The 25,923-nt window shown below is 45.1% G+C and carries 26 protein-coding genes and 2 other annotated features; all 26 genes read right to left on the bottom strand.

Translation table 11 applies throughout. The features are described from left to right. Positions 1-29 precede the first annotated feature (29 nt). Entirely contained in the window at positions 30-338 is a 309-nt protein-coding gene (rpsJ, locus tag NYE36_RS00725; RefSeq protein ID WP_003156464.1) for a 30S ribosomal protein S10, read from the bottom strand. A 248-nt stretch (positions 339-586) separates the two neighbouring features. Then, complete coding sequence (locus NYE36_RS00720) at positions 587-1,552, bottom strand: alpha/beta hydrolase (protein WP_015416676.1); 966 nt, start codon at positions 1,550-1,552, stop codon at positions 587-589. 103 nt (positions 1,553-1,655) lie between these two features. Beyond that, positions 1,656-2,846 (bottom strand): elongation factor Tu, encoded by a 1,191-nt coding sequence (gene tuf, locus NYE36_RS00715; RefSeq protein WP_007410400.1) that lies wholly within the window; start codon positions 2,844-2,846, stop codon positions 1,656-1,658. Positions 2,847-2,965: 119 nt separating this feature from the next. Then, a complete protein-coding gene (gene fusA, locus NYE36_RS00710; RefSeq protein ID WP_007410399.1) occupies positions 2,966-5,044 on the bottom strand; it encodes an elongation factor G in 2,079 nt (692 codons plus the stop codon). 52 nt (positions 5,045-5,096) lie between these two features. Then, positions 5,097-5,567: a 30S ribosomal protein S7 gene (gene rpsG, locus NYE36_RS00705; protein ID WP_003156447.1), complete on the bottom strand. Its 471-nt coding sequence runs from the start codon at positions 5,565-5,567 to the stop codon at positions 5,097-5,099. 39 nt (positions 5,568-5,606) lie between these two features. Then, entirely contained in the window at positions 5,607-6,023 is a 417-nt protein-coding gene (gene rpsL, locus NYE36_RS00700; RefSeq protein WP_003156445.1) for a 30S ribosomal protein S12, read from the bottom strand. 115 nt (positions 6,024-6,138) lie between these two features. Next, positions 6,139-6,387 carry a 50S ribosomal protein L7ae-like protein gene (locus tag NYE36_RS00695; RefSeq protein ID WP_003156443.1) on the bottom strand — a complete coding sequence of 83 codons (249 nt, stop codon included), beginning with the start codon at positions 6,385-6,387 and terminating at the stop codon, positions 6,139-6,141. A 168-nt stretch (positions 6,388-6,555) separates the two neighbouring features. Next, positions 6,556-10,155 (bottom strand): DNA-directed RNA polymerase subunit beta', encoded by a 3,600-nt coding sequence (gene rpoC / locus NYE36_RS00690; protein ID WP_007410398.1) that lies wholly within the window; start codon positions 10,153-10,155, stop codon positions 6,556-6,558. Positions 10,156-10,217: 62 nt separating this feature from the next. Then, on the bottom strand, positions 10,218-13,799 hold the full coding sequence (gene rpoB / locus NYE36_RS00685) for a DNA-directed RNA polymerase subunit beta (RefSeq protein WP_003156440.1): 3,582 nt from the start codon (positions 13,797-13,799) through the stop codon (positions 10,218-10,220). Between the two features lie 244 nt (positions 13,800-14,043). Next, a complete protein-coding gene (locus NYE36_RS00680) occupies positions 14,044-14,649 on the bottom strand; it encodes a class I SAM-dependent methyltransferase (RefSeq protein WP_007410397.1) in 606 nt (201 codons plus the stop codon). Positions 14,650-14,740: 91 nt separating this feature from the next. After that, positions 14,741-15,112 carry a 50S ribosomal protein L7/L12 gene (rplL, locus tag NYE36_RS00675; RefSeq protein WP_003156436.1) on the bottom strand — a complete coding sequence of 124 codons (372 nt, stop codon included), beginning with the start codon at positions 15,110-15,112 and terminating at the stop codon, positions 14,741-14,743. A 41-nt stretch (positions 15,113-15,153) separates the two neighbouring features. Further along, the gene (gene rplJ, locus NYE36_RS00670) at positions 15,154-15,654 is read right to left on the bottom strand and encodes a 50S ribosomal protein L10 (RefSeq protein WP_014416746.1); all 501 of its coding nucleotides are present in this window, start codon (positions 15,652-15,654) and stop codon (positions 15,154-15,156) included. Positions 15,655-15,717: 63 nt separating this feature from the next. Continuing rightward, positions 15,718-15,860, bottom strand: a sequence feature (ribosomal protein L10 leader region). Between the two features lie 48 nt (positions 15,861-15,908). Beyond that, positions 15,909-16,607, bottom strand: coding sequence for a 50S ribosomal protein L1 (gene rplA, locus NYE36_RS00665; RefSeq protein WP_003156431.1), 699 nt, complete (start codon positions 16,605-16,607; stop codon positions 15,909-15,911). 94 nt (positions 16,608-16,701) lie between these two features. Further along, positions 16,702-17,127, bottom strand: a complete 426-nt coding sequence (rplK, locus tag NYE36_RS00660) for a 50S ribosomal protein L11 (RefSeq protein WP_003156430.1) — start codon at positions 17,125-17,127, stop codon at positions 16,702-16,704. A 167-nt stretch (positions 17,128-17,294) separates the two neighbouring features. Further along, complete coding sequence (nusG, locus tag NYE36_RS00655; protein WP_003156423.1) at positions 17,295-17,828, bottom strand: transcription termination/antitermination protein NusG; 534 nt, start codon at positions 17,826-17,828, stop codon at positions 17,295-17,297. Between the two features lie 167 nt (positions 17,829-17,995). Further along, a complete protein-coding gene (secE, locus tag NYE36_RS00650; RefSeq protein ID WP_003156422.1) occupies positions 17,996-18,175 on the bottom strand; it encodes a preprotein translocase subunit SecE in 180 nt (59 codons plus the stop codon). A 32-nt stretch (positions 18,176-18,207) separates the two neighbouring features. Next, complete coding sequence (gene rpmG / locus NYE36_RS00645) at positions 18,208-18,357, bottom strand: 50S ribosomal protein L33 (RefSeq protein WP_003156421.1); 150 nt, start codon at positions 18,355-18,357, stop codon at positions 18,208-18,210. An 85-nt stretch (positions 18,358-18,442) separates the two neighbouring features. Then, positions 18,443-19,099: an RNA polymerase sporulation sigma factor SigH gene (gene sigH / locus NYE36_RS00640; RefSeq protein ID WP_003156415.1), complete on the bottom strand. Its 657-nt coding sequence runs from the start codon at positions 19,097-19,099 to the stop codon at positions 18,443-18,445. A 62-nt stretch (positions 19,100-19,161) separates the two neighbouring features. Then, positions 19,162-19,674, bottom strand: a complete 513-nt coding sequence (gene rae1, locus NYE36_RS00635; RefSeq protein WP_003156414.1) for a ribosome-dependent mRNA decay endonuclease Rae1/YacP — start codon at positions 19,672-19,674, stop codon at positions 19,162-19,164. A gap of 6 nt (positions 19,675-19,680) precedes the next feature. Continuing rightward, the gene (gene rlmB, locus NYE36_RS00630) at positions 19,681-20,430 is read right to left on the bottom strand and encodes a 23S rRNA (guanosine(2251)-2'-O)-methyltransferase RlmB (protein WP_003156413.1); all 750 of its coding nucleotides are present in this window, start codon (positions 20,428-20,430) and stop codon (positions 19,681-19,683) included. Further along, positions 20,414-20,845: a Mini-ribonuclease 3 gene (locus tag NYE36_RS00625; RefSeq protein WP_003156412.1), complete on the bottom strand. Its 432-nt coding sequence runs from the start codon at positions 20,843-20,845 to the stop codon at positions 20,414-20,416. Before NYE36_RS00625 ends, rlmB begins: the two co-directional genes overlap by 17 nt. A 4-nt stretch (positions 20,846-20,849) precedes the next feature. Beyond that, positions 20,850-22,250, bottom strand: a complete 1,401-nt coding sequence (gene cysS, locus NYE36_RS00620; protein ID WP_060562031.1) for a cysteine--tRNA ligase — start codon at positions 22,248-22,250, stop codon at positions 20,850-20,852. Beyond that, entirely contained in the window at positions 22,247-22,900 is a 654-nt protein-coding gene (gene cysE, locus NYE36_RS00615) for a serine O-acetyltransferase (protein ID WP_007410393.1), read from the bottom strand. Before cysE ends, cysS begins: the two co-directional genes overlap by 4 nt. A gap of 74 nt (positions 22,901-22,974) precedes the next feature. Then, positions 22,975-23,208: a binding site (T-box leader), on the bottom strand. A 2-nt stretch (positions 23,209-23,210) separates the two neighbouring features. Beyond that, complete coding sequence (gltX, locus tag NYE36_RS00610) at positions 23,211-24,662, bottom strand: glutamate--tRNA ligase (protein WP_007410392.1); 1,452 nt, start codon at positions 24,660-24,662, stop codon at positions 23,211-23,213. Between the two features lie 91 nt (positions 24,663-24,753). Then, positions 24,754-25,230, bottom strand: coding sequence for a 2-C-methyl-D-erythritol 2,4-cyclodiphosphate synthase (gene ispF, locus NYE36_RS00605; protein ID WP_003156407.1), 477 nt, complete (start codon positions 25,228-25,230; stop codon positions 24,754-24,756). Continuing rightward, the gene (ispD, locus tag NYE36_RS00600) at positions 25,223-25,921 is read right to left on the bottom strand and encodes a 2-C-methyl-D-erythritol 4-phosphate cytidylyltransferase (protein ID WP_063096294.1); all 699 of its coding nucleotides are present in this window, start codon (positions 25,919-25,921) and stop codon (positions 25,223-25,225) included. The genes ispF and ispD overlap by 8 nt, the downstream gene beginning before the upstream one ends. Between the last annotated feature and the right edge of the window lie 2 nt (positions 25,922-25,923).

Raw genomic sequence — 25,923 nt, 5'->3', positions numbered from 1 at the left:
TCCTATTAAGATCATTCTATATTTTAGAATTAAAGTTTGATTTCGATATCGACACCAGATGGTAAGTCTAATCGCATGAGAGCATCAACAGTTTGTGGTGTTGGGTTCACAATGTCGATTAAACGTTTATGTGTACGCATTTCAAATTGCTCACGAGAATCTTTGTATTTGTGCACCGCACGAAGGATTGTGTAAACTGATTTTTCAGTTGGCAACGGAATCGGACCAGATACGCTGGCACCAGAACGTTTTGCCGTTTCAACAATCTTCTCTGCAGATTGATCAAGGATTCTATGATCATATGCTTTTAAACGAATACGAATTTTTTGTTTTGCCATTATTTTCCCTCCTTTTCGCCTACATCACGTTAGACAGTTCTCCGTGAGAAAAACCTGATCACCTTGCCATGGCAAAGCGGCCGGGTGTGTCAGCAACCTCTCACTTCATCGCAGTCAAAGACCAACATACACTATTATACAGAAAATAGACGTATGTTGCAAGGTTTATTTAAAGAACCTTGTGGTTTTCACACTTTGATTATTATACAGGTGATACCATGATTAATCAAGGATATGCCTGTTTTCTTTCAGAGATGGAACGATGCGAACCGGCTGACAACTTCGGCAAAGCGATCCGGTTCCTCCAAGTGAGGCGAATGGGCTGAGTTCTCAAACCAATGCCATTCTTTATACGGCGCATCAACCTTCTGATAATATTCATAAGACGTCGTCCCCGGGACCGTCAAATCGTATCTCCCTGACATAAAACAGCACGGTATTATAATAGAAGAAACTGATTCCCCGGCATTAAAGAAAATGAGATCCTCCCACAGGTGTTTCAGGCTGAACATTTGTCCCCGCGCGGCTAAGAAACTCCCTCTCACACCGTACGGTTCACCAAACAGCATTCGCCCCCCTGCTTTAAGAGCACCGATCGGATGATGGGTAAAGCCCCCTCCCCTCATCTCGATACAAAGCAGAAACAACGTTCGCTGCAGCTGTTTCTCCCATGGAGGCGCTCCGATAAAGCTAAGCGTCTTTTCCAGCAGGAAATGTTTGCGTCGCCTGCTCCATTCCATCATCAGCCGGTAAGCTTCCGTTTCTTCCTTTTGAATATTAACCACCTGACTGATACCGATATACGCATAATACAAATCAGGCCTCTCTTGAAGAACATGAAGCGCCAGAACTGAACCCCACGAATAGCCGGCGATATATATTTTTTGCCTGCTGAATTGCTTGCATAAGCGTTCGGTCAAATGAATGGTATCGGCTGTCAGCTGATCCAAGGTCATAGATGAAGCCGGAATTTCCTTTGAATAAGAGAGACCCGCCCCTCTCTGATCCCAGTTCACAACGGTGAAATGCTTTTCCAGCTTATTCTGGTATTTTCTCGCATAGCCGATTTGGGGCGTGCCGGGACCGCCGTGCAAAAACAAAAGCAGCGGATTACTCCTGTCATCACCATTAATCATAATGGTTTGTTCACTGCCATTAATCAGCAATTGCTGAAGCATTGAAATACGATTGGTTTTCTTGAAGTTATCGTTCATCGCTCTGCTCCTAAAATTTGTATACGTTCTATTATACATGGAATCAGCGGGGAAACAAAAAAACGAGGCCCCATAAGGGACCCCGCATTAATGAACGAGTCGATTACTCAGTGATTGTAGAAACAACGCCTGAACCAACTGTACGTCCGCCTTCACGAATAGAGAAACGAGTTCCTTCTTCGATAGCGATTGTAGAGATAAGTTCAACGATCATTTCAGTGTTATCTCCAGGCATAACCATTTCTACGCCTTCTGGAAGATTGATGATACCAGTTACGTCAGTTGTACGGAAGTAGAACTGAGGACGGTAGTTAGAGAAGAATGGAGTATGACGTCCACCCTCTTCTTTAGAAAGAACGTAAACTTCAGCTTTGAATTTGCTGTGTGGAGTGATTGTACCTGGTTTAGCAAGTACTTGTCCACGTTGGATGTCTTCACGAGCTACACCGCGAAGAAGCGCACCGATGTTGTCTCCAGCTTCAGCATAGTCAAGAAGCTTACGGAACATTTCAACACCTGTAACAGTTGTTTTGCTGTTTTCTTCTTGAAGACCGATGATTTCAACTTCGTCACCGACTTTAACTTGTCCGCGTTCTACACGGCCAGTAGCAACTGTACCACGACCAGTGATTGAGAATACGTCCTCAACTGGCATCATGAATGGTTTGTCAGTGTCGCGTTCTGGAGTTGGGATGTACTCGTCAACCGCAGCCATAAGTTCAAGAATTTTTTCTTCGTACTCAGCGTCACCTTCAAGAGCTTTAAGAGCAGAACCTTTAACAACTGGTACATCATCACCAGGGAAGTCGTATTCGCTAAGAAGATCGCGAACTTCCATTTCAACAAGCTCAAGAAGCTCTTCGTCGTCTACCATGTCGCATTTGTTAAGGAATACTACGATGTATGGTACACCAACGTTTTTAGAAAGAAGGATGTGCTCACGAGTTTGTGGCATTGGGCCATCAGCAGCAGATACTACAAGGATAGCTCCGTCCATTTGCGCAGCACCAGTGATCATGTTTTTAACATAGTCAGCGTGTCCTGGGCAGTCAACGTGTGCATAGTGACGAGTGTCAGTTTCGTACTCAACGTGTGCAGTAGAGATTGTGATACCGCGCTCACGTTCTTCTGGAGCACCATCAATTTGATCGTACGCCATAGCTGTACCTTTACCAGATTTCTTATGAAGTACTGTTGAGATAGCAGCAGTTAATGTTGTTTTACCATGGTCAACGTGTCCAATTGTACCGATATTGGCATGTGATTTGGAACGGTCGAATTTTTCTTTAGCCATTCTAAAATCCTCCTTAAGAGCTTTTAATTAGTAATGTATAGAGTGATAGAAAGTGAAAGCAAGCTCTCACTTCCTCATCTTACAATAGTAGTTATACTTGAGTTAAGTGGCAAAATCAATTATTCGCCTTTATTTTTTTTGATAATTTCTTCAGCGATGCTCTTCGGCACTTCTTCGTAGTGATCCATGAACATTGTGAACGTACCGCGTCCTTGCGTGTTAGAACGAAGGGCAGTAGCGTAACCGAACATTTCAGCAAGAGGTACCATCGCACGCACAACTTGAGCGTTACCGCGAGCTTCCATACCTTCTACGCGTCCGCGACGAGAAGTAACATCACCCATGATGTCTCCCATGTATTCTTCAGGAATAACAACTTCAACTTTCATGATTGGTTCAAGAAGAACTGGGTTACATTTGCTGACTGCATTTTTCAATGCCATAGAAGCAGCGACTTTAAACGCCATTTCGTTTGAGTCAACATCATGGTAAGATCCATCAAAAAGTTTCGCCTTGATGTCGATTAGCGGGAATCCGGCTAGGACACCATTTTCAAGAGAGTCTTCAAGACCTGCTTGTACGGCTGGGATGTATTCACGAGGAACAACACCACCGACGATTGCGTTTTCGAATTCAAAGCCAGCGCCTTCTTCGTTCGGTTCAAATTCGATCCAAACGTGACCGAACTGACCGCGTCCGCCTGATTGACGTACGAATTTACCTTCAACTTTTGCACCGGTACGGAATGTCTCACGGTACGCAACTTGAGGAGCACCAACGTTAGCTTCGACTTTGAACTCACGCTTCATACGATCAACAATGATATCAAGGTGAAGCTCACCCATACCAGAGATGATTGTTTGACCCGTTTCAGGGTTTGTTTGTGTACGGAATGTAGGATCTTCTTCAGCAAGTTTCGCTAAAGCGATACCCATTTTATCTTGGTCAGCTTTTGATTTAGGCTCAATCGCTACGTCGATAACAGGCTCTGGGAATTCCATTGATTCAAGGATTACAAGATCCTTCTCATCACATAGAGTATCTCCAGTAGAAGTATCTTTTAGACCTACAGCAGCTGCGATGTCTCCAGCGTAAACAGTAGAGATCTCTTCACGGCTGTTAGCGTGCATTTGAAGGATACGTCCTACGCGCTCACGCTTGCCTTTTGTAGAGTTCTTTACATATGAACCGGAATCAAGTGTACCGGAATATACGCGGAAGAATGTCAGCTTACCGACATAAGGGTCAGTCATAACTTTAAATGCAAGTGCAGAGAATGGCTCTTCATCAGAAGAATGACGAACGATCTCTTCATCTGTGTCAGGACGTACACCTTTGATTGCAGCAACATCAGTTGGCGCAGGAAGGTAGTCAAGAACAGCATCAAGTACAAGCTGAACACCTTTGTTTTTGAAAGCAGATCCAACAAGTACAGGGTAGAATTCAACATTCAGTGTACCTTTACGGATAGCAGCTTTCAGTTCAGGGATAGTGATTTCTTCACCTTCAAGGTACTTTTCCATAAGCTCTTCATCAAGCTCAGCTACAGCTTCAATCAGGCTGCTGCGAAGCTCTTCAGCTTGCTCTTTGTACTCTTCAGGGATTTCTTTCGCATCTGAACGAGTTCCAAGGTCATCTTCGTAGAAATACGCAACGTTTTCTACTAAGTCGATGATACCTTCGAAGTTGTCTTCAGCGCCGATCGGCAATTGAATTGCGTGAGCGTTAGCTTGAAGACGGTCTCTTAAAGTGCCTACAGAGTAAAGGAAGTCTGCGCCGATTTTGTCCATTTTGTTGACAAATACAACGCGCGGCACTCCGTAAGTTGTTGCTTGGCGCCATACTGTTTCTGTCTGAGGCTCAACACCTGATTGAGCATCAAGTACGGCAACCGCACCATCAAGTACACGGAGTGAACGTTCAACTTCAACTGTGAAGTCTACGTGTCCCGGTGTATCGATGATGTTTACACGGTAACCTTTCCACTGTGCAGTCGTTGCTGCAGAAGTGATTGTGATACCGCGTTCTTGTTCCTGCTCCATCCAGTCCATTTGCGAAGCACCTTCGTGAGTTTCGCCAATTTTGTGGATACGGCCTGTGTAGAACAAGATCCGTTCTGTAGTAGTCGTTTTACCGGCATCGATGTGAGCCATGATCCCGATATTACGAGTTTTTTCTAAGGAGAACTCTCTTGCCATTGGGTAATTTCTCCTTCCTTATTAGGGAATTATTATTTTGATTATATGAATCCTACCAGCGGTAGTGAGCAAATGCTTTGTTCGCTTCTGCCATCTTGTGAGTGTCTTCACGTTTCTTAACGGCAGCGCCAGTGTTGTTAGCTGCATCAAGAATTTCGTTAGCCAGGCGCTCTTCCATTGTTTTTTCTCCGCGAAGACGCGCATAGTTAACCAACCAGCGAAGACCAAGAGTTGTACGGCGTTCAGGACGAACTTCTACAGGCACTTGGTAGTTAGCTCCACCTACACGGCGTGCTTTTACTTCAAGTACAGGCATGATGTTTTTCAATGCTTGTTCGAAAACCTCCATTGCATCATTGCCAGTGCGTTCTTTAATGATATCGAATGACTTGTATAGGATTGTTTGAGATTTACCTTTTTTACCGTCGATCATCATTTTGTTGATCAGGCGGGATACCAGCTTAGAGTTGTAAAGCGGATCAGGTAAAACATCTCTTTTTGCTACAGGACCTTTACGTGGCATCTGAATATCCTCCCTTCATAGTTTTAATGATTTATTTGATTACTTTGCTTTAGGACGTTTCGTACCGTATTTAGAACGGCCTTGTGCACGGTTTTCAACTCCGGCAGTATCAAGCGCGCCACGAACGATGTGGTAGCGTACCCCCGGTAAGTCTTTTACACGTCCGCCGCGGATCAGTACAACGCTGTGCTCTTGCAGGTTGTGACCGATACCAGGAATGTAGGCAGTAACCTCGATTCCGTTAGTCAAACGAACACGAGCATATTTACGAAGTGCTGAGTTCGGTTTTTTCGGTGTCATTGTACCCACACGAGTACATACCCCGCGTTTTTGTGGAGAAGATACGTTAGTGTGCTCTTTTTTAAAGCTGTTGTATCCTTTGTTTAGTGCAGGTGACTTAGAGTTTTCAACTTTGCTCACGCGTCCCTTGCGAATTAGCTGATTAATTGTAGGCATGTTGTGTTCCTCCCTTCATTACGTTTTATAACCCACATACCCAGGTGGTTCATCATTAGGCAAAAAACAATGTCTTTACACAAGATTGATATCTTATATAAAAACAAAAAGTACGCTATAACATAATGGCAACAGCTGCTGCTCCCACTTCAATTCCGCAGGCTTTGCCGAGCTTTTTCATGGAATCCACCATACAGACAGCGGTATTTTGGTTCTTTGCAAGCTGGATAACGCCAGCTGTAAGAACTGAATCCGCGTCTTTTGCCACGACGACTTCCTTCACTGAACCTCGTTTTAGAGCTTTCACTGTTTGCTTCGTACCAATAATAATTGATTTGGCCTGTGATACTTTATCATAAGACATAAACATATCCTCCAAAGTAACAGGTTTTATTTCGAGCACCTTGGTTATATTATCACTCTGCGGGACGGATGTCAACAACGTATGACATTTTTTAGTGCAGTCCACCGCCAGAATAATTGTAATACTGAGGAAAAGCTGTCGAAACAGCCTTTCCTGCAGCAGTTTCTATTATTCAGCCGGAACCATATCTTCCGAAGGCTGAACGTTTGAAACAGGTTTTACTTTTCTGTAATTCATCATACCGGTACCGGCCGGAACCAGTTTACCGATGATAACATTCTCTTTCAGGCCGAGAAGTTCATCGCGCTTACCTTTAATCGCAGCATCTGTAAGAACGCGTGTTGTTTCTTGGAATGATGCGGCAGACAAGAATGAATCCGTCTCGAGTGAAGCTTTTGTGATACCGAGAAGGACAGGACGGCCTGTAGCAGGTCGATTGCCTTCAAGCAGCACTTTTTTGTTCGCTTCTGTGAATTGGTGAATATCAAGCAATGTGCCAGGGAGAACATCAGTATCTCCGGCATCGATCACACGGACTTTGCGAAGCATCTGGCGAACCATTACTTCTACGTGTTTATCGCCGATTTCAACCCCCTGCATACGGTAAACCTTCTGAACCTCATGCAGAAGATATTCCTGAACCGTTGTCAGGTCAGTGACTTTAAGAAGTTCTTTCGGATCGATAGAACCTTCTGTCAGCACTTGACCGCGGGTAATCTGATCACCCTCAGCCACTTTCAGGCGTGAGTTGTAAGGTGCCGTGTATGAACGTGTCTCAACAGCGCCCTGAACAACAATCTCCTGCTGTTTGTCGCGGACTTCATTGATTTCGGCAATTGTACCGTCAATCTCAGAAATCGTCGCTTGACCTTTCGGATTACGCGCTTCGAAAAGCTCTTGGATACGCGGAAGACCTTGTGTGATATCGTCTCCGGCAACCCCGCCTGTGTGGAACGTACGCATTGTTAACTGTGTTCCAGGCTCACCGATAGATTGAGCGGCGATAATACCTACTGCTTCGCCGACTTCAACATCAGTTCCGGTTGCAAGGTTACGTCCGTAGCATCGTTTACATACACCATGAGGAGTGTTACATGTGAACGCAGAACGGATCCACACTTCTTCGATTCCGGCTTCAACGATTTCCAGCGCTTTATCTTCATCGATCAATTCATTTTCGTTAATGAGCACAGCACCCGTTTCAGGATGTTTGATCTGTTTTCTGGCGAAACGTCCGATCAGACGCTCTTCCAGACGCTCGATGATTTCCGTGCCTTCTTTGAGCGGTTTTGCAAGAATACCGCGGTCTGTTCCGCAATCTGTTTCACGAATGATAACATCCTGCGCAACATCAACAAGACGGCGTGTAAGGTAACCTGAGTCAGCTGTTTTCAGGGCGGTATCGGCAAGACCTTTACGCGCACCGTGAGTGGAGATAAAGTACTCCAATACTGTCAGACCTTCACGGAAACTTGATTTAATCGGCAATTCAATGATTCGTCCAGCCGGGTTGGCCATCAGACCGCGCATACCCGCAAGCTGTGTAAAGTTAGATGCGTTACCACGGGCTCCTGAGTCACTCATCATGTAGATCGGGTTGACTTCGTCTAATGATTTCATCAGTTTGCCTTGGATAACATCTTTCGCTGAACTCCAAATTGAAATGACTCTTTCATAACGTTCTTCTTCGGTGATTAAACCGCGTCTGAACTGTTTCAGGACATTATCAACTTTGCTTTGTGCTTCTTCTAGGATTTCCTGTTTGTCATCGAGAACGACGATATCAGAAACCCCTACTGTGATGCCGGCTTTCGTTGAATATCTGAAACCGAGGTTTTTCATGCGGTCAAGCATTTTAGACGTTTCCGTGATATGGAATCGTTTAAAGATTTCCGCGATGATTTTACCGAGAATGCCTTTTTTAAACGGTGCGTTGATCGGCTGCTCAGCAATCACAGCTTTTACGTCAGCACCTTTATCTAAGAAGAAACGGTCAGGTGTCTTCTCTTCAATGTTGCTCTTCGTTGGTTCATTCATGTAAGGGAATGATTCCGGAAGAATTTCATTGAAGACGAGCTTACCGACAGTTGTAATTAACAATTTTGAACGCTGTTCTTCAGTAAATGTCACATTCTTAAGGGAGTTCGCTGCAACAGCAACTCTCGTATGAAGGTGAACATAACCGTTTTGATAAGCAAGAAGCGCTTCGTCCGTATTTTTGAAAACCATACCCTCGCCGACTGCTCCGGCGCGCTCAAGCGTCAGGTAGTAGTTTCCTAATACCATATCCTGAGACGGCGTAACAACCGGTTTACCATCTTTAGGGTTCAAGATGTTTTGGGCCGCAAGCATCAGAATGCGCGCCTCAGCTTGAGCCTCAGCTGATAAAGGTACGTGAACCGCCATTTGGTCACCGTCAAAGTCAGCGTTATAAGCTGTACATACTAACGGGTGAAGACGGATGGCGCGTCCTTCAACAAGCGTCGGTTCGAAAGCCTGGATACCTAATCTGTGAAGAGTAGGGGCACGGTTCAGTAAGACCGGATGCTCCTTAATGACAGATTCAAGTACATCCCATACTTCAGGCTGCACGCGTTCGATTTTGCGTTTTGCGCTCTTGATATTGTGAGCAAGGCCTTTTTCAACAAGCTCTTTCATGACGAAAGGCTTGAAGAGCTCAAGCGCCATTTCCTTCGGCAAACCGCACTGATACATTTTCAGATGCGGACCTACGACGATAACGGAACGGCCTGAGTAGTCTACACGTTTACCGAGAAGGTTCTGACGGAAACGCCCTTGTTTCCCTTTCAGCATGTGAGAAAGAGATTTAAGCGGACGGTTACCCGGTCCGGTAACCGGACGGCCGCGGCGTCCGTTGTCAATCAGAGCATCGACTGCTTCCTGAAGCATACGTTTTTCGTTCTGAACGATGATGCTTGGCGCGCCGAGGTCTAACAGACGTTTTAAACGGTTATTACGGTTGATGACACGACGGTAAAGGTCGTTCAGGTCAGACGTTGCGAAACGTCCGCCGTCAAGCTGAACCATCGGTCTTAATTCAGGCGGAATAACCGGAAGCACGTCGAGGATCATCCAAGACGGCTTGTTTCCTGAATTACGGAAGGCTTCAAGCACTTCAAGACGTTTGATCGCACGTGTTCGGCGCTGTCCTTGAGAAGTCTTCAGCTCTTCTTTTAACATATCAACTTCTTTGACAAGGTCGATGTCCTGCAGAAGTTTATTAATGGCTTCCGCACCCATAGAGGCTTGGAATTTGTTTCCGTACTTATCCAGATACGCACGGTATTCCTTTTCAGATAAAAGCTGTTTCTTTTCGAGCGGTGTATTGGCCGGGTCAGTTACGACGTAAGAAGCAAAGTAAATAACTTCTTCCAGCGCACGCGGTGACATATCCAATACAAGACCCATACGGCTCGGTATACCTTTGAAATACCAAATGTGAGAAACCGGGGCAGCCAGTTCAATATGCCCCATTCTCTCACGACGGACTTTAGCCCGCGTTACTTCAACTCCGCAACGGTCACAAACTACGCCTTTATAACGAACCCGCTTGTACTTGCCGCAATGACATTCCCAGTCCTTAGTCGGTCCGAAAATGCGTTCGCAGAACAGGCCGTCCTTTTCAGGTTTCAACGTACGATAGTTTATCGTTTCAGGCTTTTTCACTTCACCAAAAGACCATGAACGGATTTTATCCGGTGAAGCAAGACCGATGTTCATATACTCAAAATTGTTCACATCTAGCAAGGGGCCTACCTCCCTTTTTATCTTCGGATTAACCGATGTCACTTGCCTTTATCAATCAGAGACTATTCTTTCGTTACTGCGTCACGTTCAACGTCTGGAGATGCTGTTTCTTCCGGCGCTTCATCACCTGATAATGCAAGGCCGTCAGCTTGTTTCGCATCTTCCTCGTCTTCTAGATCTCTCATTTCTATTTCTTCTTCATCGCCTGAAAGGATTTTTACGTCCATACCTAAGCTTTGAAGCTCTTTGATCAATACTTTGAATGATTCCGGAACACCAGGCTCTGGAACATTGTCGCCTTTGACGATGGCTTCATATGTTTTCACACGTCCGACCACGTCATCGGACTTCACAGTCAGGATTTCTTGAAGCGTGTAAGCTGCGCCGTAAGCTTCAAGCGCCCAAACCTCCATCTCACCGAAACGCTGTCCGCCGAATTGGGCTTTACCGCCGAGAGGCTGCTGCGTAACAAGTGAGTAAGGACCTGTAGAACGGGCATGAAGTTTATCATCAACCATGTGCGCCAGTTTGATCATGTACATGATTCCGACAGATACACGGTTGTCGAACGGTTCTCCCGTACGGCCGTCATAAAGAACTGTTTTAGCGTCTCTTGACATGCCTGCTTCTTCAAGTGTTTCCCACACATCTTCTTCACGCGCGCCGTCAAATACAGGTGACGCGATGTGAATGCCGAGGTAGCGGGCAGCCATACCCATGTGAAGTTCTAATACCTGACCGATATTCATACGTGATGGTACACCCAGCGGGTTAAGCATGATATCGATCGGCGTGCCGTCAGGAAGGTAAGGCATATCTTCTTCAGGAAGAATCTTCGAGATAACCCCTTTGTTTCCGTGACGTCCGGCCATTTTATCACCTTCAGAAATCTTACGTTTCTGAACGATATATACGCGTACAAGCTGGTTCACTCCCGGAGGAAGTTCGTCGCCGTCTTCACGGTTGAAGACTTTTACGTCGTGGATAATTCCGCCGCCGCCGTGAGGCACACGGAGAGAAGTATCACGGACTTCACGCGCTTTTTCTCCAAAGATCGCATGCAGAAGGCGTTCTTCAGCCGTAAGCTCAGTTACACCTTTAGGCGTTACTTTACCTACGAGAAGGTCTCCGTCGTTGACTTCCGCACCGATACGGATAATTCCGCGGTCATCAAGATTGCGAAGCGCGTCTTCCCCTACGTTTGGAATATCGCGGGTGATCTCTTCCGGCCCAAGCTTTGTATCACGTGCTTCTGATTCATATTCTTCAATGTGAATAGATGTGTATACATCATCTTTCACAAGGCGTTCACTCATGATGATGGCATCCTCATAGTTGTAACCATCCCATGTCATGAAGCCGACCATTACGTTGCGGCCGAGAGCAAGTTCACCAAGCTCCATTGAAGGTCCGTCAGCAAGGATTTCTCCTTTGACTACTTCGTCGCCGACACTGACGATCGGACGCTGGTTGTAGCACGTACCTTGGTTGGAGCGGACGAATTTCAGCAAGCTGTACTTATCCAGGTTGCCTTTTACTTTTTGGCCGTCAATTTCTTCATAGCGGCGCACCCATACGTTTTTCGCTTCCACCCGTTCAACGATACCAGGGTGTTTACAAATAACGGCTGCACCGGAGTCTTTACCGGATACGTATTCCATACCCGTTCCGACGATCGGAGCTTCCGGCTGCATCAAAGGCACAGCCTGACGCTGCATGTTCGCTCCCATGAGGGCGCGGTTCGAGTCATCGTTTTCCAAGAACGGAATACATGCTGTCGCAGCAGATACAACCTGTTTAGGAGATACGTCCATGTAATCCACGCGGTTGCGGGCTACAACGGTGTTTTCCCCTCTGAAACGCGCTACGATGCTGTCATCCAAGAAAGAACCGTCATCGCTCAGCTTAGCATTCGCTTGGGCTACGACATAGTTATCCTCTTCATCAGCAGTCAGGTAGTCGATTCTAGGCGTTACTTTTCCTGTTTCAGGATCAACGCGGCGGTATGGCGTCTCAATGAAACCAAAGCGGTTTACTTTCGCAAATGATGACAATGAGTTGATCAAACCGATGTTCGGGCCCTCAGGCGTTTCAATCGGACACATACGGCCATAGTGAGAGTAGTGAACGTCACGTACTTCCATACCTGCGCGCTCACGCGTCAAACCGCCCGGTCCGAGAGCTGACAGACGGCGTTTGTGCGTCAATTCAGCGAGCGGGTTCGTCTGATCCATGAATTGAGAAAGCTGTGAGCTTCCGAAGAACTCTTTAATAGACGCAATAACAGGTCTGATGTTAATCAGCTGCTGCGGCGTAATTGTATTCGTGTCTTGAATAGACATTCTTTCACGAACGACACGTTCCATCCGGCTTAAACCGATACGGAATTGGTTTTGCAGGAGCTCACCTACAGAACGCAGACGGCGGTTTCCGAGATGGTCGATATCATCAGTGTCACCCACTCCGTGCAGGAGGTTGAAGAAGTAGCTGATAGAAGAAATAATATCAGCAGGCGTAATGTTTTTAATCGCCTCTTCGATGTAAGCATTGCCGATCACATTGATCGTCTGCTCTCCTTCTGCATCGGTAGGAGCATAGATTTTAATGGATTGAAGCATCACTTCATCCTCGACAACGCCGCCGTTAGGATAAAGTTTTCTGAAGCCGATTCCATTTTCTAAGTATGGCAGTACTTTATCAAGTGTTCTTCTGTCAAGAATCTGCCCTTTTTCAGCGAGAATTTCACCGGTTTCCGGATCCACCAGTGTTTCTGCAAGGCGCTGGTTAAACAGGCGGTTCTTGATATGAAGCTTTTTATTAATTTTATAGCGTCCTACATTCGCAAGGTCGTATCGCTTCGGATCGAAGAAACGGGAATCCAGCAAGCTTTTTGCGTTTTCTACTGTAGGCGGCTCTCCGGGACGAAGGCGCTCATAGATTTCAAGAAGCGCTTTGTCACTGTTTTCAGTGTTGTCCTTATCCAGTGTATTGCGGAGATATTCGTTCTCACCAATGAGATCGAGAATCTCTTGGTCGGAACCGAAGCCGAGAGCACGCAAAAGAACCGTAACCGGCAACTTACGTGTGCGATCAATGCGGACATACACAACATCTTTCGCATCAGTTTCGTATTCTAACCATGCGCCACGGTTTGGAATGACAGTCGCGGTAAAACCTTTTTTACCGTTCTTGTCTACTTTACCACTGAAATATACACTTGGAGACCGAACAAGCTGAGATACGATAACACGTTCTGCACCGTTGATGATAAAAGTACCGGTATCTGTCATAATAGGGAAATCACCCATGAAGACATCCTGGTCTTTTACCTCTCCAGTTTCTTTGTTAATTAAACGAACCTTCACTCTCAGCGGAGCTGAGTAAGTCACATCACGTTCTTTTGACTCTTCAACGGGATACTTAGGATCTCCTAAACTGTAGTCAATGAACTCTAGAGAGAGGTTACCAGTGAAATCCTCAATTGGTGATATGTCTTGAAACATCTCTCTAAGACCCTCATCAAGAAACCACTGATAAGAAGAGGTTTGAATTTCAATGAGATTTGGTAATTCTAACACTTCGCTAATGCGAGCATAGCTTCTGCGCTGGCGGTGTCGTCCATACTGAACTAGTTGACCTGTCAACTGATTCACCCCTCAAATCATGCGTATTATATGTGTAATAAGCATCTCTTACGATAAAGAAATACTTTTACAAGACAAAAGAAAAAAGGGTTTCTAATTAAGAAAACCACATCCAAAAACAAATACCGATTTTATTAGCATTTCCATGTTTGTATAATTTATACATGCACTATGATTATTTCAGCATATCATGCAAAATATATACATTGGCATTTTACAATATTAACATAGCTGAAAATTCAAGTCAAACTTTTTTTGCTTTTATGATATAATAGCCTTTCTTTTTTTGAACCACAGAAACTTCGTCAAAAAGCTCCTTCAGTTTTTCAATGGCAGAAGGCCCGCCCTGTTTTTTCTGTATAACGATCCACAATTCACCTGAAGCCCTTAAATGCTCAGCGCTTTTTTCAAAAATGGCATGGACAACTTTTTTTCCGGCGCGGATTGGGGGGTTTGTAATAATAGAAGCAAATGTTTGAGCAGAATCAATATTTGAAAATAAATCACTCTGATAAATTCGAACGTTTTTTATTCCGTTTTTTTCTGCATTTTCATTTGACAGCTCTACGGCTCTTTCATTCACGTCAATCATGTGCACGGTCCGGTCTGTAAATTCACCGGCGAGTGACAGACCGATCGGGCCGTAACCGCAGCCTGCATCCAGGAAGTCACCATCGATCTCCGGCTCTTCAAACGCTTCAATTAAGACACGCGAACCGAAATCAACTTCCTTTTTCGAGAAAACGCCGCTGTCACTTGTGAATGTATAAGATCTGTTCCGCAGTGTAAATGACCATGTCTGTTTATCGCTTTTAACTGAAGGTTTTTCTGAATAATAGTGATCACTCATTATTAGAACCTCCTTTTATAATGGCACTTAAAGAAAAGCAAAGAAAAAGCCCGCCTCATAAAAGCGAGCTTCCCCTACAGGCAAGTGAAGATTACTTAACTTCTACAGAAGCGCCAACTTCTTCAAGTTTAGCTTTAAGCTCTTCAGCTTCTTCTTTCGCAATACCTTCTTTAAGTGGTTTTGGAGTGTTGTCAACAAGTTCTTTAGCTTCTTTCAAGCCAAGACCAGTGATTTCACGAACAACTTTGATAACTTTGATTTTCTGAGAACCTGCACCAGCAAGGATAAGGTCGAATTCGCTTTGCTCTTCAGCAGCGCCGCCAGCAGCAGCTCCGCCAGCTACAGCTACAGGAGCAGCAGCAGTTACGCCAAATTCTTCTTCGATTGCTTTTACTAGGTCGTTCAATTCAAGTACAGTTGCTTCTTTAACGGAAGCAATGATTTCTTCGATATTTAAAGCCATTTGAAATTCCTCCATTTGTTTTATTTTAGGGTAAAATCAGATTAAGCGCCTTGTTCTTCCTTTTGTTCTGCAACTGCTTTAGCTGCAAGTGCAAGGTTGCGAACTGGAGCTTGAAGTACGCTAAGCAACATAGAAAGTAAGCCATCGCGTGAAGGAAGTTCAGCAAGAGCTTTCACTTCTTCAACAGAAGATACTTTTCCTTCGATAACGCCCGCTTTGATTTCCAGAGCTTCGTGATTCTTCGCGAACTCGTTAAGAACTTTTGCCGGAGCGACAACATCTTCAGTACTGAATGCGATCGCATTCGGTCCAGTTAAGACATCATTCAAACCATCAAGTTCAGCTTGTTCAACCGCACGGCGAGTCATTGTGTTTTTGTACACTTTGAACTCTACGTTAGCTTCGCGAAGCTGTTTACGGAGTTCAGTTACTTCAGAAACGTTAAGTCCGCGGTAGTCAACGATGATCGTTGATTTGCTTTCTTTCAGTTTAGAAGCAATCTCTTCAACAACAACTTTTTTTGTATCAATTGCGCTGCTCATGGTTACACCTCCTGTAGATTTTGTGTAACACTTATACCGCTAGGTGATCACGACTGTGACGACGATTTCATATAAAAAGCCTCCATGTGGACATGGAGGCTGTATATACAAGCATACGTAACGTAATAGCTGTGATATATATACACCTCGGCAGGATATTAAGCCTCAACGGCCCCTGCTGTCTACGGTATAAATGACATATTATATTTTACAACATTTTGAATCATATCAGAATGCTGATCTAAAGTCAAATATTATTTTACGTTGAAAGTAGAAGCGTCTACTTTGACACCAGGGCCCATAGTAGAAGTAACGGCAACGTTTTTCACGTAAACACCTTTAGCCGCAGCCGGTTTTGCTTTCAGGATTGTATCATACATTGTTGTGAAGTTCTCAACAAGTTTTTCATCCTCGAAAGAAACTTTTCCGATCGGAACATGGATGTTACCAGCTTTGTCAACGCGGTATTCTACTTTACCAGCTTTGATTTCGCCGATTGCTTTTTCCACTTCGAATGTAACAGTTCCTGTTTTAGGGTTTGGCATAAGACCTTTTGGTCCAAGCACACGGCCGATTTTACCGACTTCACCCATCATGTCAGGAGTCGCAACGATTACATCGAATTCGAACCAGCCTTGCTGGATTTTCGCGATGTAATCAGAATCGCCAACGTAGTCTGCACCGGCAGCTTCAGCTTCTTTTGCTTTTTCGCCTTTAGCGAATACAAGCACGCGCTGAGTTTTACCAGTTCCGTTAGGAAGTACAACTGCACCGCGGATTTGCTGATCGTTTTTACGAGGGTCAACCCCTAAACGAAAAGCAACTTCAACTGTAGCGTCGAATTTAGCTGTGTTTGTTTTTTTAGTAAGCGCCACTGCTTCAGCGACATCGTAAGCTTTCGCACGGTCTACAAGCTTCGCAGCTTCAACGTACTTTTTACCTTTTTTAGCCATTTTAAAATTTCCTCCTTATGTGGTTATAGCGGAATAACCTCCCACGAATAAGGGTTGCGAACTTGTGAAAACTCGCAACCCGACAAGAAACAAATTAATCCTCGATAACGATACCCATACTGCGGGCAGTACCTTCAACCATGCGCATTGCCGCTTCAACGTCTGCTGCGTTTAAGTCAGGCATTTTCGTTTCAGCGATTTCGCGAACCTTATCGCGCTTAACGGTTGCCACTTTATTACGGTTTGGTTCACCAGAACCAGACTCAATTCCAGCTGCTTTTTTAAGCAATACTGCAGCAGGCGGAGTTTTTGTAATAAATGTAAATGAACGGTCTTCGTAAACCGAAATTTCAACAGGAATGATTAAACCAGCTTGGTCAGCTGTACGAGCGTTAAACTCCTTACAGAATCCCATGATATTTACACCGGCTTGACCTAGTGCAGGTCCAACTGGCGGCGCTGGGTTAGCTTTTCCAGCAGGAATTTGCAATTTTACAACTTTTACTACTTTTTTAGCCACGAGACACACCTCCTTAAGTCCGTGATGTGGTAATAGGGTAAACCCTCCCACTCAAGGTTTCATTCTTTATATGAATGACGAAATATCAAGCTAGCTGCCTTGGATTAGTCCAAGACGTACCTTTGCTATATTATCATTAATATATAGCAATTTCAAGTTTTTTCACATTACAATTTGTCGATCTGGGTAAATTCCAGTTCAACCGGCGTTTCACGGCCGAACATGTTAACGAATACTTTCACTTTGCTCTTATCATAATCAATCTCTTCAATTGATCCTGTAAAGTTGGCGAAAGGTCCGTCTATGACTTTGACTGTCTCATTCAATTCAAAATCAATGTCGGTTTTCCGCTCATCCATGCCCATGCGTTTTAAAATGGTTTCCGCTTCGCCAGGAAGAAGCGGAGTCGGCTTTGAGCCTGAACCGGCTGATCCGACGAATCCGGTAACGCCCGGCGTGTTGCGGACCACATACCAGGAATCATCAGTCATGACGATTTCAACAAGCACATAACCCGGGAACACTTTCTTTTTGACTACTTTTTTCTTGCCGTTCTTAATATCAGTCTCTTCTTCTTCAGGGACGACAACGCGGAAAATTTTATCCTGCATTCCCATTGATTCCACACGTTTTTCAAGGTTCGCTTTTACTTTGTTTTCATAACCGGAATACGTATGAACAACATACCAATTCTTTTCCATTCTATCAGGACTCTGCAGTCCTTCCCTCCCCGCATTTAAAAATGAAGTGTAAAACAAAAAATAGGCTCAGGGCCTATGAATCCTTTTTTCAACAACACAATAAAAAACCCGCTGAACGGGTTTTGGCAAACGATATTATGATCTATTATAGCACGTATTGCTGATCATTATTCAACTATTAAACGAATTAATTGAGAAATTCCTGTATCAAGGAGGGCAAAAAAGATAACAAAAAAGATAACCGTTGAAATCACCGTGATCGTATAGCGCGTTAACTCTTTGCCTTTAGGCCAGCTAACCTTTTTCATTTCTTTCCCAACATCTTTAAAGAAACTCATCATGCGCATGTAAAAGACCTCCACAATTTAAAAAGCGAACACTATTTTGTTTCTAAATGAGCTGTATGTGAATTGCAAGTGCTGCAGTACTTCTTAACTTCTAACCGCTCAGCCGCTGATGCAGAGCTTTTCATTGTCGTATAATTACGATTTCCGCATGTTTTGCATGCCAGCGTAATCTTTTTTCTCATGTCGTTACACCTTTTCCTAAACATTCATTTATCTTAATAAAATAGCACAGTCAGAAAAATTCTGTCAATATGACACAGAAACCTGCTACAGGCTGATCTCTCTTATTTCTAAATACTTTTCAAGCTTGCGCTTCACGCGCTGCAGGGCATTATCGATTGATTTTACGTGTCGGTTTAAGTCATCTGAAATCTCTTGGTAACTTCTTCCGTCCAAGTACAAAACAAGCACCTTTCTCTCCAGATCGCTCAGCAGTTCTCCCATTTTCATTTCGATATCATCAAATTCTTCCTGATTAATAATCATCTCTTCAGGATTTAACGTTTTGGCGCCTGAAATGACATCAAGCAGTGTTCTGTCAGATTCTTCATCAAAAATAGGTTTGTCTAAAGAAACATAGGAATTTAAAGGAATGTGTTTCTGACGGGTAGCTGTCTTTATTGCGGTAATAATCTGGCGGGTAATGCATAATTCTGCAAAAGCTTTAAATGAAGTAAGCTTGTCCTCTCTAAAGTCTCGGATAGACTTATATAAGCCTATCATCCCTTCCTGTACAATATCTTCTCTGTCGGCCCCTATTAAAAAATAAGACCTTGCTTTCGCCCGTACAAAATTACGGTACTTCGTAATCAAGTAATCTAACGCATCACTATCCCCAACATGAACCTTTTCAATGACCTGCTCGTCCTCCAACTGGCAAAATTGCACTTTGTTGAACTTTCCCTTGCTGTTCTGTAGATTCACTGCGATCCCCCCGGCGCACGTAGATAGAAATATTATACATTAATGGGCGAAAAAGCGTCAACCTAATCCAGACCGCCTCGGCGCCACTTTTCAAACGTTTTCAAAACCTCTTCGGACAGCTCGATTTTACCCGGTGGTTTTTCAGAAGTGATCTTTGAAACCCGCCTTTGAATCCGGCGTTCTATCGTATCCACTTCCCTCAGGAGCTCCCGGGCGGATTTGCGGAGAGCCCCTTGTCCGAAAATCGCCCACTGCTCCGTATAATCGGAGGTTGCGACATGAATCTGTGTCGCAATATTATTCAGCGCCTGGGCAAGCTTCTCGATCCGCTCATCCGCCGTTTCATTCTCCCGTGTGAAAATCACTTCGACTCTGTGATTCGTTTGTTTTTTCTCTATGCCTTTTACCAGGTGTGCGTCAAACACCACAATGACTCTGATTCCCGTGTAGGACTGATATTCCGCCATCTTCTGGATCAGTACATCTCTCGCTTCTTCAAAACTGTTCGCTTTTAAATCCTTTAGCTGCGGCCAAGCTCCAATCATGTTGTATCCGTCTACTAACAGGATGTCCATCTGTCTTCATTCCCCTAAAGGATTGCGCTTCCGGTAGACTTCATACATGAGAAGGCCGGCCGCTACCGACGCATTCAGAGAAGTGACTTTTCCGGCCATCGGAAGCTTAATGAGAAAATCACATTTCTCTTTCACAAGCCGGCCCATTCCTCTGCCTTCGCTTCCGATAACGAGCGCCAAAGGCATCTTGCCGTCCATAGAGCGGTAGTCTTCCCGGGCGGATGCATCCGTTCCGACGACCCAAATCCCCCGCTCCTTCATTTCATCAAGTGTCCGGGCAAGGTTGGTCACCTTCACGACGGGAATGTGTTCAATCGCACCGGTCGAGGCTTTTGCGACCGTCGAAGTCAGTCCGACCGCTCTGCGTTTCGGAATCACGATGCCGTGTGCACCGACAGCGTCAGCCGTTCTCATGATGGAACCCAGATTATGAGGGTCTTCCAGCTCGTCCAATATGAGAAAGAAAGGCTGTTCGTTTCTCTCTTCCGCTCTTTTATATAATTCGTCTAATTGTGCATATTCATATGCCGCCACCTGGGCGACAACACCCTGATGCTGCCCCTCCACCATCTGATCGAGTTTTTTCCTCGGTACAAATTGAATGGTGACGCCGCGCTTTTTAGCAAGCTCCATAACTTGCTGGGCCTGTCCTTTTACTGTGTTTTCCGCCATCCATAACTTATACAGCTTGCGATCTGACTTCAACGTCTCAATCACCGCGTTTTTTCCTATGACGTAATCATGTTGCTGACTCATTTGTTTTCCTCCCTGACGTCCCGACTTGTATAGCCTCAGCAATCAGCTGATTCAGTCTTTCTTCTCTTTTCTCAAGAAAAAGGTATCCGAGTAAAGCCTCAAAAGCTGTACTATGGCGGTACGTCTGTACATCTGTGTTTTTAGGCGTCGTCCCTGATTTCGCGTTTCTGCCTCTTCTCAGCACGGCTTCCTCTTCCTCCGTGAAAAAGGATTCGTCCTGAAGGCGGAACAATATGTCTGCCTGTGATTTTGCCGATACAATCCGGCTCGCCTTCTTATGAAGGTCATTCGGTTTCGTAAAGCCCTGCTTAAGCAGGTGATGCCGGACGTATATTTCAAAAATGGCATCACCCATATAAGCAAGCGCAAGACCGTTTAACTGCTTTGAATCTTTGATTTGTTCAAATTGAAGCATCCGCTTACTCTCCCCGCTTCCAGCGAGTTCCCTGGGCCGTATCTTCAAGAATGATATTCATGCTTTTCAGCTGATCGCGAATCTGGTCTGACAAAGCAAAATCGCGATTGCGGCGGGCTTCATTTCTCTTCTCAATCAACTCTTCAATCTCTTCGTCGACAAGCTCTTCTTCGCCGAGCGTAAGTCCGAGAACAGATCCGATTCTGTCAAACATGCTGATAAAGGCTTTAATGACGTGATCCGCCGTATTGTCTTCCTGCATGTAGTAATTAGCGAGCTTCGCCAGATCAAACCAAACGGAAATTGCATTCGCCGTATTAAAATCATCATCCATTGCTTCTTCAAACGCAGTGCGGTGCTCTTCGATTTTAGCGAGCCATTCCTCATCATTGTCAGTCAGATTCGTGCTGCTAATCAAACGATGGTTTAAATTACTGTAGGCCGTCTTCAGGCGGTTAAACGCGTTTTTTGTTTTCTCAAGCAGCTCTTCCGAATAGTTGATCGGGTGGCGGTAATGAACGGACAGCATGAAAAATCTCAAAAGCTGCGGGTCATATTGCTTAATGATATCGTGCACCAAAACAAAGTTGCCGAGCGATTTTGACATTTTCTCATTATCGATATTGATATATCCGTTGTGAAGCCAGTATTTTGCGAATGTCTTGCCTGTTAATGCTTCAGATTGGGCGATTTCGTTTTCATGGTGCGGGAATGTCAGGTCCTGACCGCCGGCATGAATATCGATCTCGTCACCCAAATACTTTTTCACCATTGCGGAGCATTCAATATGCCAGCCCGGGCGGCCTTTTCCCCAAGGGCTATCCCATGAAATTTCTCCGTCCTTAGCAGCTTTCCAAAGAGCAAAGTCCAGCGCATCCTCTTTCTTCTCGCCGACACGGATACGCGCGCCTGATCTGAGTTCATCAATTGATTGCTGAGATAGCTTGCCGTAGCCTTCGAAGGCCCTTGTTTTGAAATAGACGTCGCCTTCTGATTCATAAGCGTAGCCTTTTTTAATCAGCTCGCTGATAAATTCAATAATGGCGTCCATGTTTTCCATGACCCGGGGGTGAAGATCCGCTTTCCGGCATCCGAGGGCGCCCACATCTTCAAAATACGCTTTAATGAACCGTTCAGAAACGGTCGGGACGTCCTCGCCGAGCTCGTTGGCCGCCTTAATCAGTTTGTCGTCAACATCGGTGAAATTCGATACGTATTGAACATCGTATCCTTTATACTCTAAATAGTTGCGTACGGTATCATACACAATCGCCGGACGGGCGTTTCCGATATGAATATAGTTGTATACAGTCGGTCCGCACACGTACATTTTTACTTTTCCTTCCTCAAGAGGAACGAATGTTTCCTTTTTCCGTGTCAATGTATTATAAAGTGTAATGGTCATTTTTGGTTGATCCTTTCTTTTTTATCTTCCAGTTCAGCCTGCAGCTCAAAAATCTGCTGCTCCAATGCTCTTAACCGGTCAGCAACCGGATCGGGCAAGTCTTGGTGATTGAGATCGCGTTTGATTTTTCTTCCGTTCTGAATGACGACTTTCCCCGGTATGCCGACAACGGTCGAAAAGTCGGGAACATCACGAAGCACAACGGAACCGGCCCCTACTTTAGAACCCTGCCCGACCGTAATAGAGCCGAGCACCTTCGCTCCGGTTGCAATTAAAGCATCATCCTTTATGGTCGGATGCCGCTTCCCCTTTTCTTTTCCCGTTCCCCCGAGAGTGACACCTTGGAATACCGTCACGTTATTGCCGATTTCACATGTTTCCCCTATGACGACCCCCATACCGTGGTCAATGAAAAACCTTCTCCCGATGGTCGCGCCGGGATGGATTTCAATTCCGGTAAAGAAACGGGCAATCTGTGATATCAGGCGCGCCAGGAAGAAAAATCTCCGTTTATATAAAGCATGTGCAATCCGATGCGCCCATATAGCATGTAAACCAGAATAAGTTAAAACAACTTCGAAATAGCTTCTTGCTGCCGGATCTTGATCGAACACTGTATCTATGTCTTCTTTTAGCATTTTAAAAAACACATGCTTCCCCCCATTCTCTCCCCGCTCCAGTCTGTTTTTCCGCCTATAAAAAAAGCGTCTCTGCATGTAAACATGACAGAGACGCTTTTACCGCGCGGTTCCACTCTGTTTGAAAAACAAGTCACTGTTTTCCCAACTTAAAAGCCGGTAACGGCGGCGGCCGCCTTTAAATACTGATTTCCGCAGAAATGTTCTTCAAAGGTCTTAAGGGCGCACTTCTAAAACATGACGCATGAATCTCTCTCAGCCGATGAAGATTCTTTCTGTAATGGTCATTGTTTTATACTCTTCCCTGTCAACAATCGTATATTTAAATGCTTTTCAGGCGTCTGACGGCTGTTTCTCTGCCGATCAGCTCAATGGCCTGCGGAAGCTCCGGACCGTGTGTCTGACCGGTAACCGCTACACGAATCGGCATGAACAGCTTTTTGCCTTTATGGCCTGTTTCTTTCTGAACAGCTTTGATTGAGGCTTTGATCAGCTCAGGCGTAAATTCTTCAAGCTCTTCAAGCTTCGCAGCAAATACGCTGAGCACTTCAGGCACCTGTTCCTCTTCCAGAACAGCTTTTGCCTCTTGATTATACTCGATCTCATCTTTAAAGAACAAATCAGTCAGCTCGACAATTTCAGCGCCGTAGCTCAATTGCTCATGGTAAAGAGAAATTAATTTACGAACCCATTCCTGCTCCTCGGCAGAAAGCTCAGTGCCGACTTTTCCTGCTTTTTGCAGGTGCGGCAGGGTCAGCTCAACCACTTGATCAAGATCCAGCGCTTTGACGTATTGGTTGTTGACCCATTTCAGTTTATGCATATCAAACAGAGCCGGTGACTTAGACAAACGATTCACATCAAAAATTTCAATGAATTGTTCTCTTGTGAAAAGCTCTTCTTCACCGACGGGAGACCAGCCGAGAAGTCCGATAAAGTTAAACAGCGCTTCAGGCAGGTAACCCAGCTCATCATACTGCTCAATAAACTGGATAATTGATTCATCACGTTTACTTAATTTTTTGCGGCTTTCATTTACGATAAGCGTCATATGTCCGAAGACAGGAACATCCCAGCCGAATGCCTGGAAAATCATGATCTGTTTCGGTGTATTTGAAATGTGATCCTCACCGCGGAGTACGTGCGTCATTTTCATTAAGTAATCGTCAATCGCGACGGCAAAGTTATACGTCGGTGTTCCGTCTTTTTTGACGATGACAAAGTCGCCGATGCCGTCTGATTCAAAAGAAATCTCACCTTTTACGATATCGTTAAATGCGATGATTTTCCCTTCCGGCACGCGGAAACGGATGCTCGGCTGTCTGCCTTCGGCTAAAAACTGCTCCTGCTCTTCCTGAGTCAGGTTTCTGTGTTTGCCGGAATAGCGCGGCATTTCCCCGCGGGCGATTTGCTCTTCACGTTCTTTCTCAAGTTCTTCTTCCGTACAGAAACATTTATAAGCAAGCCCTTTTTCAAGAAGCTCTTCATAGTACTTTTTGTAAATGTCGTTACGCTCAGACTGGCGGTACGGGCCGTATTCTCCGCCGATATCCACACTTTCATCCCAGTCCATGCCGAGCCATTTCAAATAGTTGAGCTGGCTTTGCTCTCCGCCTTCAATATTTCGCTTTTTATCCGTATCCTCAATCCGGATAATAAACTTTCCGCCTTGGCTGCGGGCAAATAAATAGTTAAAAAGCGCCGTTCTGGCGTTACCGATATGCAAATGTCCGGTCGGACTCGGTGCATAACGAACGCGTACTTCATTTCCCATGTTCAAATACTTCCTTTCATCTTGTCTGTAGCCTCTAGCCGAATATATGTATCTATTCTACCACCAAATAGACCGGGCATCAAAACAATGATCAGGCTTTTTGGATCAGAACGGTCGCCTGAGCGGCAATTCCTTCGGCTCTTCCGGTAAACCCGAGCTTTTCTGTCGTCGTCGCTTTTACGTTTACTTGAGAGACGTCCGCCTCAAGGCCTTCCGCTATCCGTTTTCTCATAGCATCAATATGCGGCGCCATTTTCGGCTTTTGCGCAATAATCGTGCAGTCTATATTTCCGAGTACGTATCCTTTTTCTTTTACAATGTTCCAGACATGCTGAAGCAGCTTAAAAGAATCCGCATCCTTGAATTCCGGATCAGTATCTGGGAAATGCTTGCCGATATCTCCTTCACCTGCCGCTCCGAGACACGCGTCTGCGACTGTATGCAGCAATACATCCGCATCGGAATGCCCGAGCAGCCCTTTTTCATAAGGAATTTCAATTCCGCCGATGATAAGAGGACGGCCTTCCGTTAGTTGATGCACGTCAAATCCTTGTCCGATTCTAAACATTATGATTCCCACTTTCCGCTTTCATGATTGCTTCCGCAAATATCAGGTCATCCGGCGTTGTCAGCTTAATATTGGTATAGCTGCCTTCAACGATACTCACCTGATATCCATCAAGACGCTCGACGAGGCTGGCGTCATCCGTCCCTAAGAAGCCTTTGTTTTCCGCTTCCATATGCGCCTTTTTCAATAAAGAAAGACGAAAAGCCTGCGGCGTTTGAACGGCCCACAAGCTTGAACGATCAAAGGTCTCCGCAACCCGGGAGCCTTCCGCCCGTTTTATCGTGTCTTTCACAGGAACAGCCAGGACAGCCGCTCCCGCCTCCTCTGCTGTTTCAACGAGCTTATCGATATGCTGATGTGTGACAAACGGGCGCGCTCCGTCATGAACAAGTACGACCGATTCCTTATCAATCACTTTCAGTCCTTCGTATACACTGTGCTGACGCTCCGCCCCCCCGGTAACAAGCTCAATTTCCGTCTGAATCGGAAATTGAGCCAGCAGCTGGCGAAAATCTTCCCGTTCACTCTCGTTTATCACCAGGATTATTTTCTGACAGGGTGCGTGGCTTTCAAAAACCCGCAGTGTGTGTATAATAACAGGCGCACCTTTTAAGCTGATGAACAGCTTATTTTTCCCGGCCTTCATCCGTTTTCCTTGTCCGGCAGCCGGAATAACGACAACATACTCCATAT

The sequence above is a fragment of the Bacillus sp. FSL R5-0593 genome (assembly GCF_038603755.1).
In the GTDB taxonomy this organism is placed as follows: domain Bacteria; phylum Bacillota; class Bacilli; order Bacillales; family Bacillaceae; genus Bacillus; species Bacillus velezensis.
The sequence above is the reverse complement of the archived record's forward strand: the minus strand, read 5'-3'. Positions and strand labels throughout refer to the sequence as shown.

What these genes read in the sequence shown, in the direction of transcription:
- rlmB (WP_003156413.1), bottom strand. Translation starts at nt 20,430, where the DNA reads ATGAGTCAGCAACATGATTACGTCATAGGAAAAAACGCGGTGATTGAG.
- rplJ (WP_014416746.1), bottom strand. Translation starts at nt 15,654, where the DNA reads ATGAGCAGCGCAATTGATACAAAAAAAGTTGTTGTTGAAGAGATTGCT.
- cysS (WP_060562031.1), bottom strand. Translation starts at nt 22,250, where the DNA reads ATGACCATTACACTTTATAATACATTGACACGGAAAAAGGAAACATTC.
- NYE36_RS00720 (WP_015416676.1), bottom strand. Translation starts at nt 1,552, where the DNA reads ATGAACGATAACTTCAAGAAAACCAATCGTATTTCAATGCTTCAGCAA.
- NYE36_RS00680 (WP_007410397.1), bottom strand. Translation starts at nt 14,649, where the DNA reads ATGAGTGATCACTATTATTCAGAAAAACCTTCAGTTAAAAGCGATAAA.
- rpsG (WP_003156447.1), bottom strand. Translation starts at nt 5,567, where the DNA reads ATGCCACGTAAAGGTCCTGTAGCAAAAAGAGATGTTTTACCTGATCCG.
- ispD (WP_063096294.1), bottom strand. Translation starts at nt 25,921, where the DNA reads ATGGAGTATGTTGTCGTTATTCCGGCTGCCGGACAAGGAAAACGGATG.
- tuf (WP_007410400.1), bottom strand. Translation starts at nt 2,846, where the DNA reads ATGGCTAAAGAAAAATTCGACCGTTCCAAATCACATGCCAATATCGGT.
- NYE36_RS00695 (WP_003156443.1), bottom strand. Translation starts at nt 6,387, where the DNA reads ATGTCTTATGATAAAGTATCACAGGCCAAATCAATTATTATTGGTACG.
- rae1 (WP_003156414.1), bottom strand. Translation starts at nt 19,674, where the DNA reads ATGGACATCCTGTTAGTAGACGGATACAACATGATTGGAGCTTGGCCG.
- secE (WP_003156422.1), bottom strand. Translation starts at nt 18,175, where the DNA reads ATGCGCATGATGAGTTTCTTTAAAGATGTTGGGAAAGAAATGAAAAAG.
- rplA (WP_003156431.1), bottom strand. Translation starts at nt 16,607, where the DNA reads ATGGCTAAAAAAGGTAAAAAGTACGTTGAAGCTGCGAAGCTTGTAGAC.
- rplL (WP_003156436.1), bottom strand. Translation starts at nt 15,112, where the DNA reads ATGGCTTTAAATATCGAAGAAATCATTGCTTCCGTTAAAGAAGCAACT.
- NYE36_RS00625 (WP_003156412.1), bottom strand. Translation starts at nt 20,845, where the DNA reads ATGCTTCAATTTGAACAAATCAAAGATTCAAAGCAGTTAAACGGTCTT.
- rpsL (WP_003156445.1), bottom strand. Translation starts at nt 6,023, where the DNA reads ATGCCTACAATTAATCAGCTAATTCGCAAGGGACGCGTGAGCAAAGTT.
- gltX (WP_007410392.1), bottom strand. Translation starts at nt 24,662, where the DNA reads ATGGGAAATGAAGTACGCGTTCGTTATGCACCGAGTCCGACCGGACAT.
- rpmG (WP_003156421.1), bottom strand. Translation starts at nt 18,357, where the DNA reads ATGAGAAAAAAGATTACGCTGGCATGCAAAACATGCGGAAATCGTAAT.
- nusG (WP_003156423.1), bottom strand. Translation starts at nt 17,828, where the DNA reads ATGGAAAAGAATTGGTATGTTGTTCATACGTATTCCGGTTATGAAAAC.
- rpsJ (WP_003156464.1), bottom strand. Translation starts at nt 338, where the DNA reads ATGGCAAAACAAAAAATTCGTATTCGTTTAAAAGCATATGATCATAGA.
- fusA (WP_007410399.1), bottom strand. Translation starts at nt 5,044, where the DNA reads ATGGCAAGAGAGTTCTCCTTAGAAAAAACTCGTAATATCGGGATCATG.
- ispF (WP_003156407.1), bottom strand. Translation starts at nt 25,230, where the DNA reads ATGTTTAGAATCGGACAAGGATTTGACGTGCATCAACTAACGGAAGGC.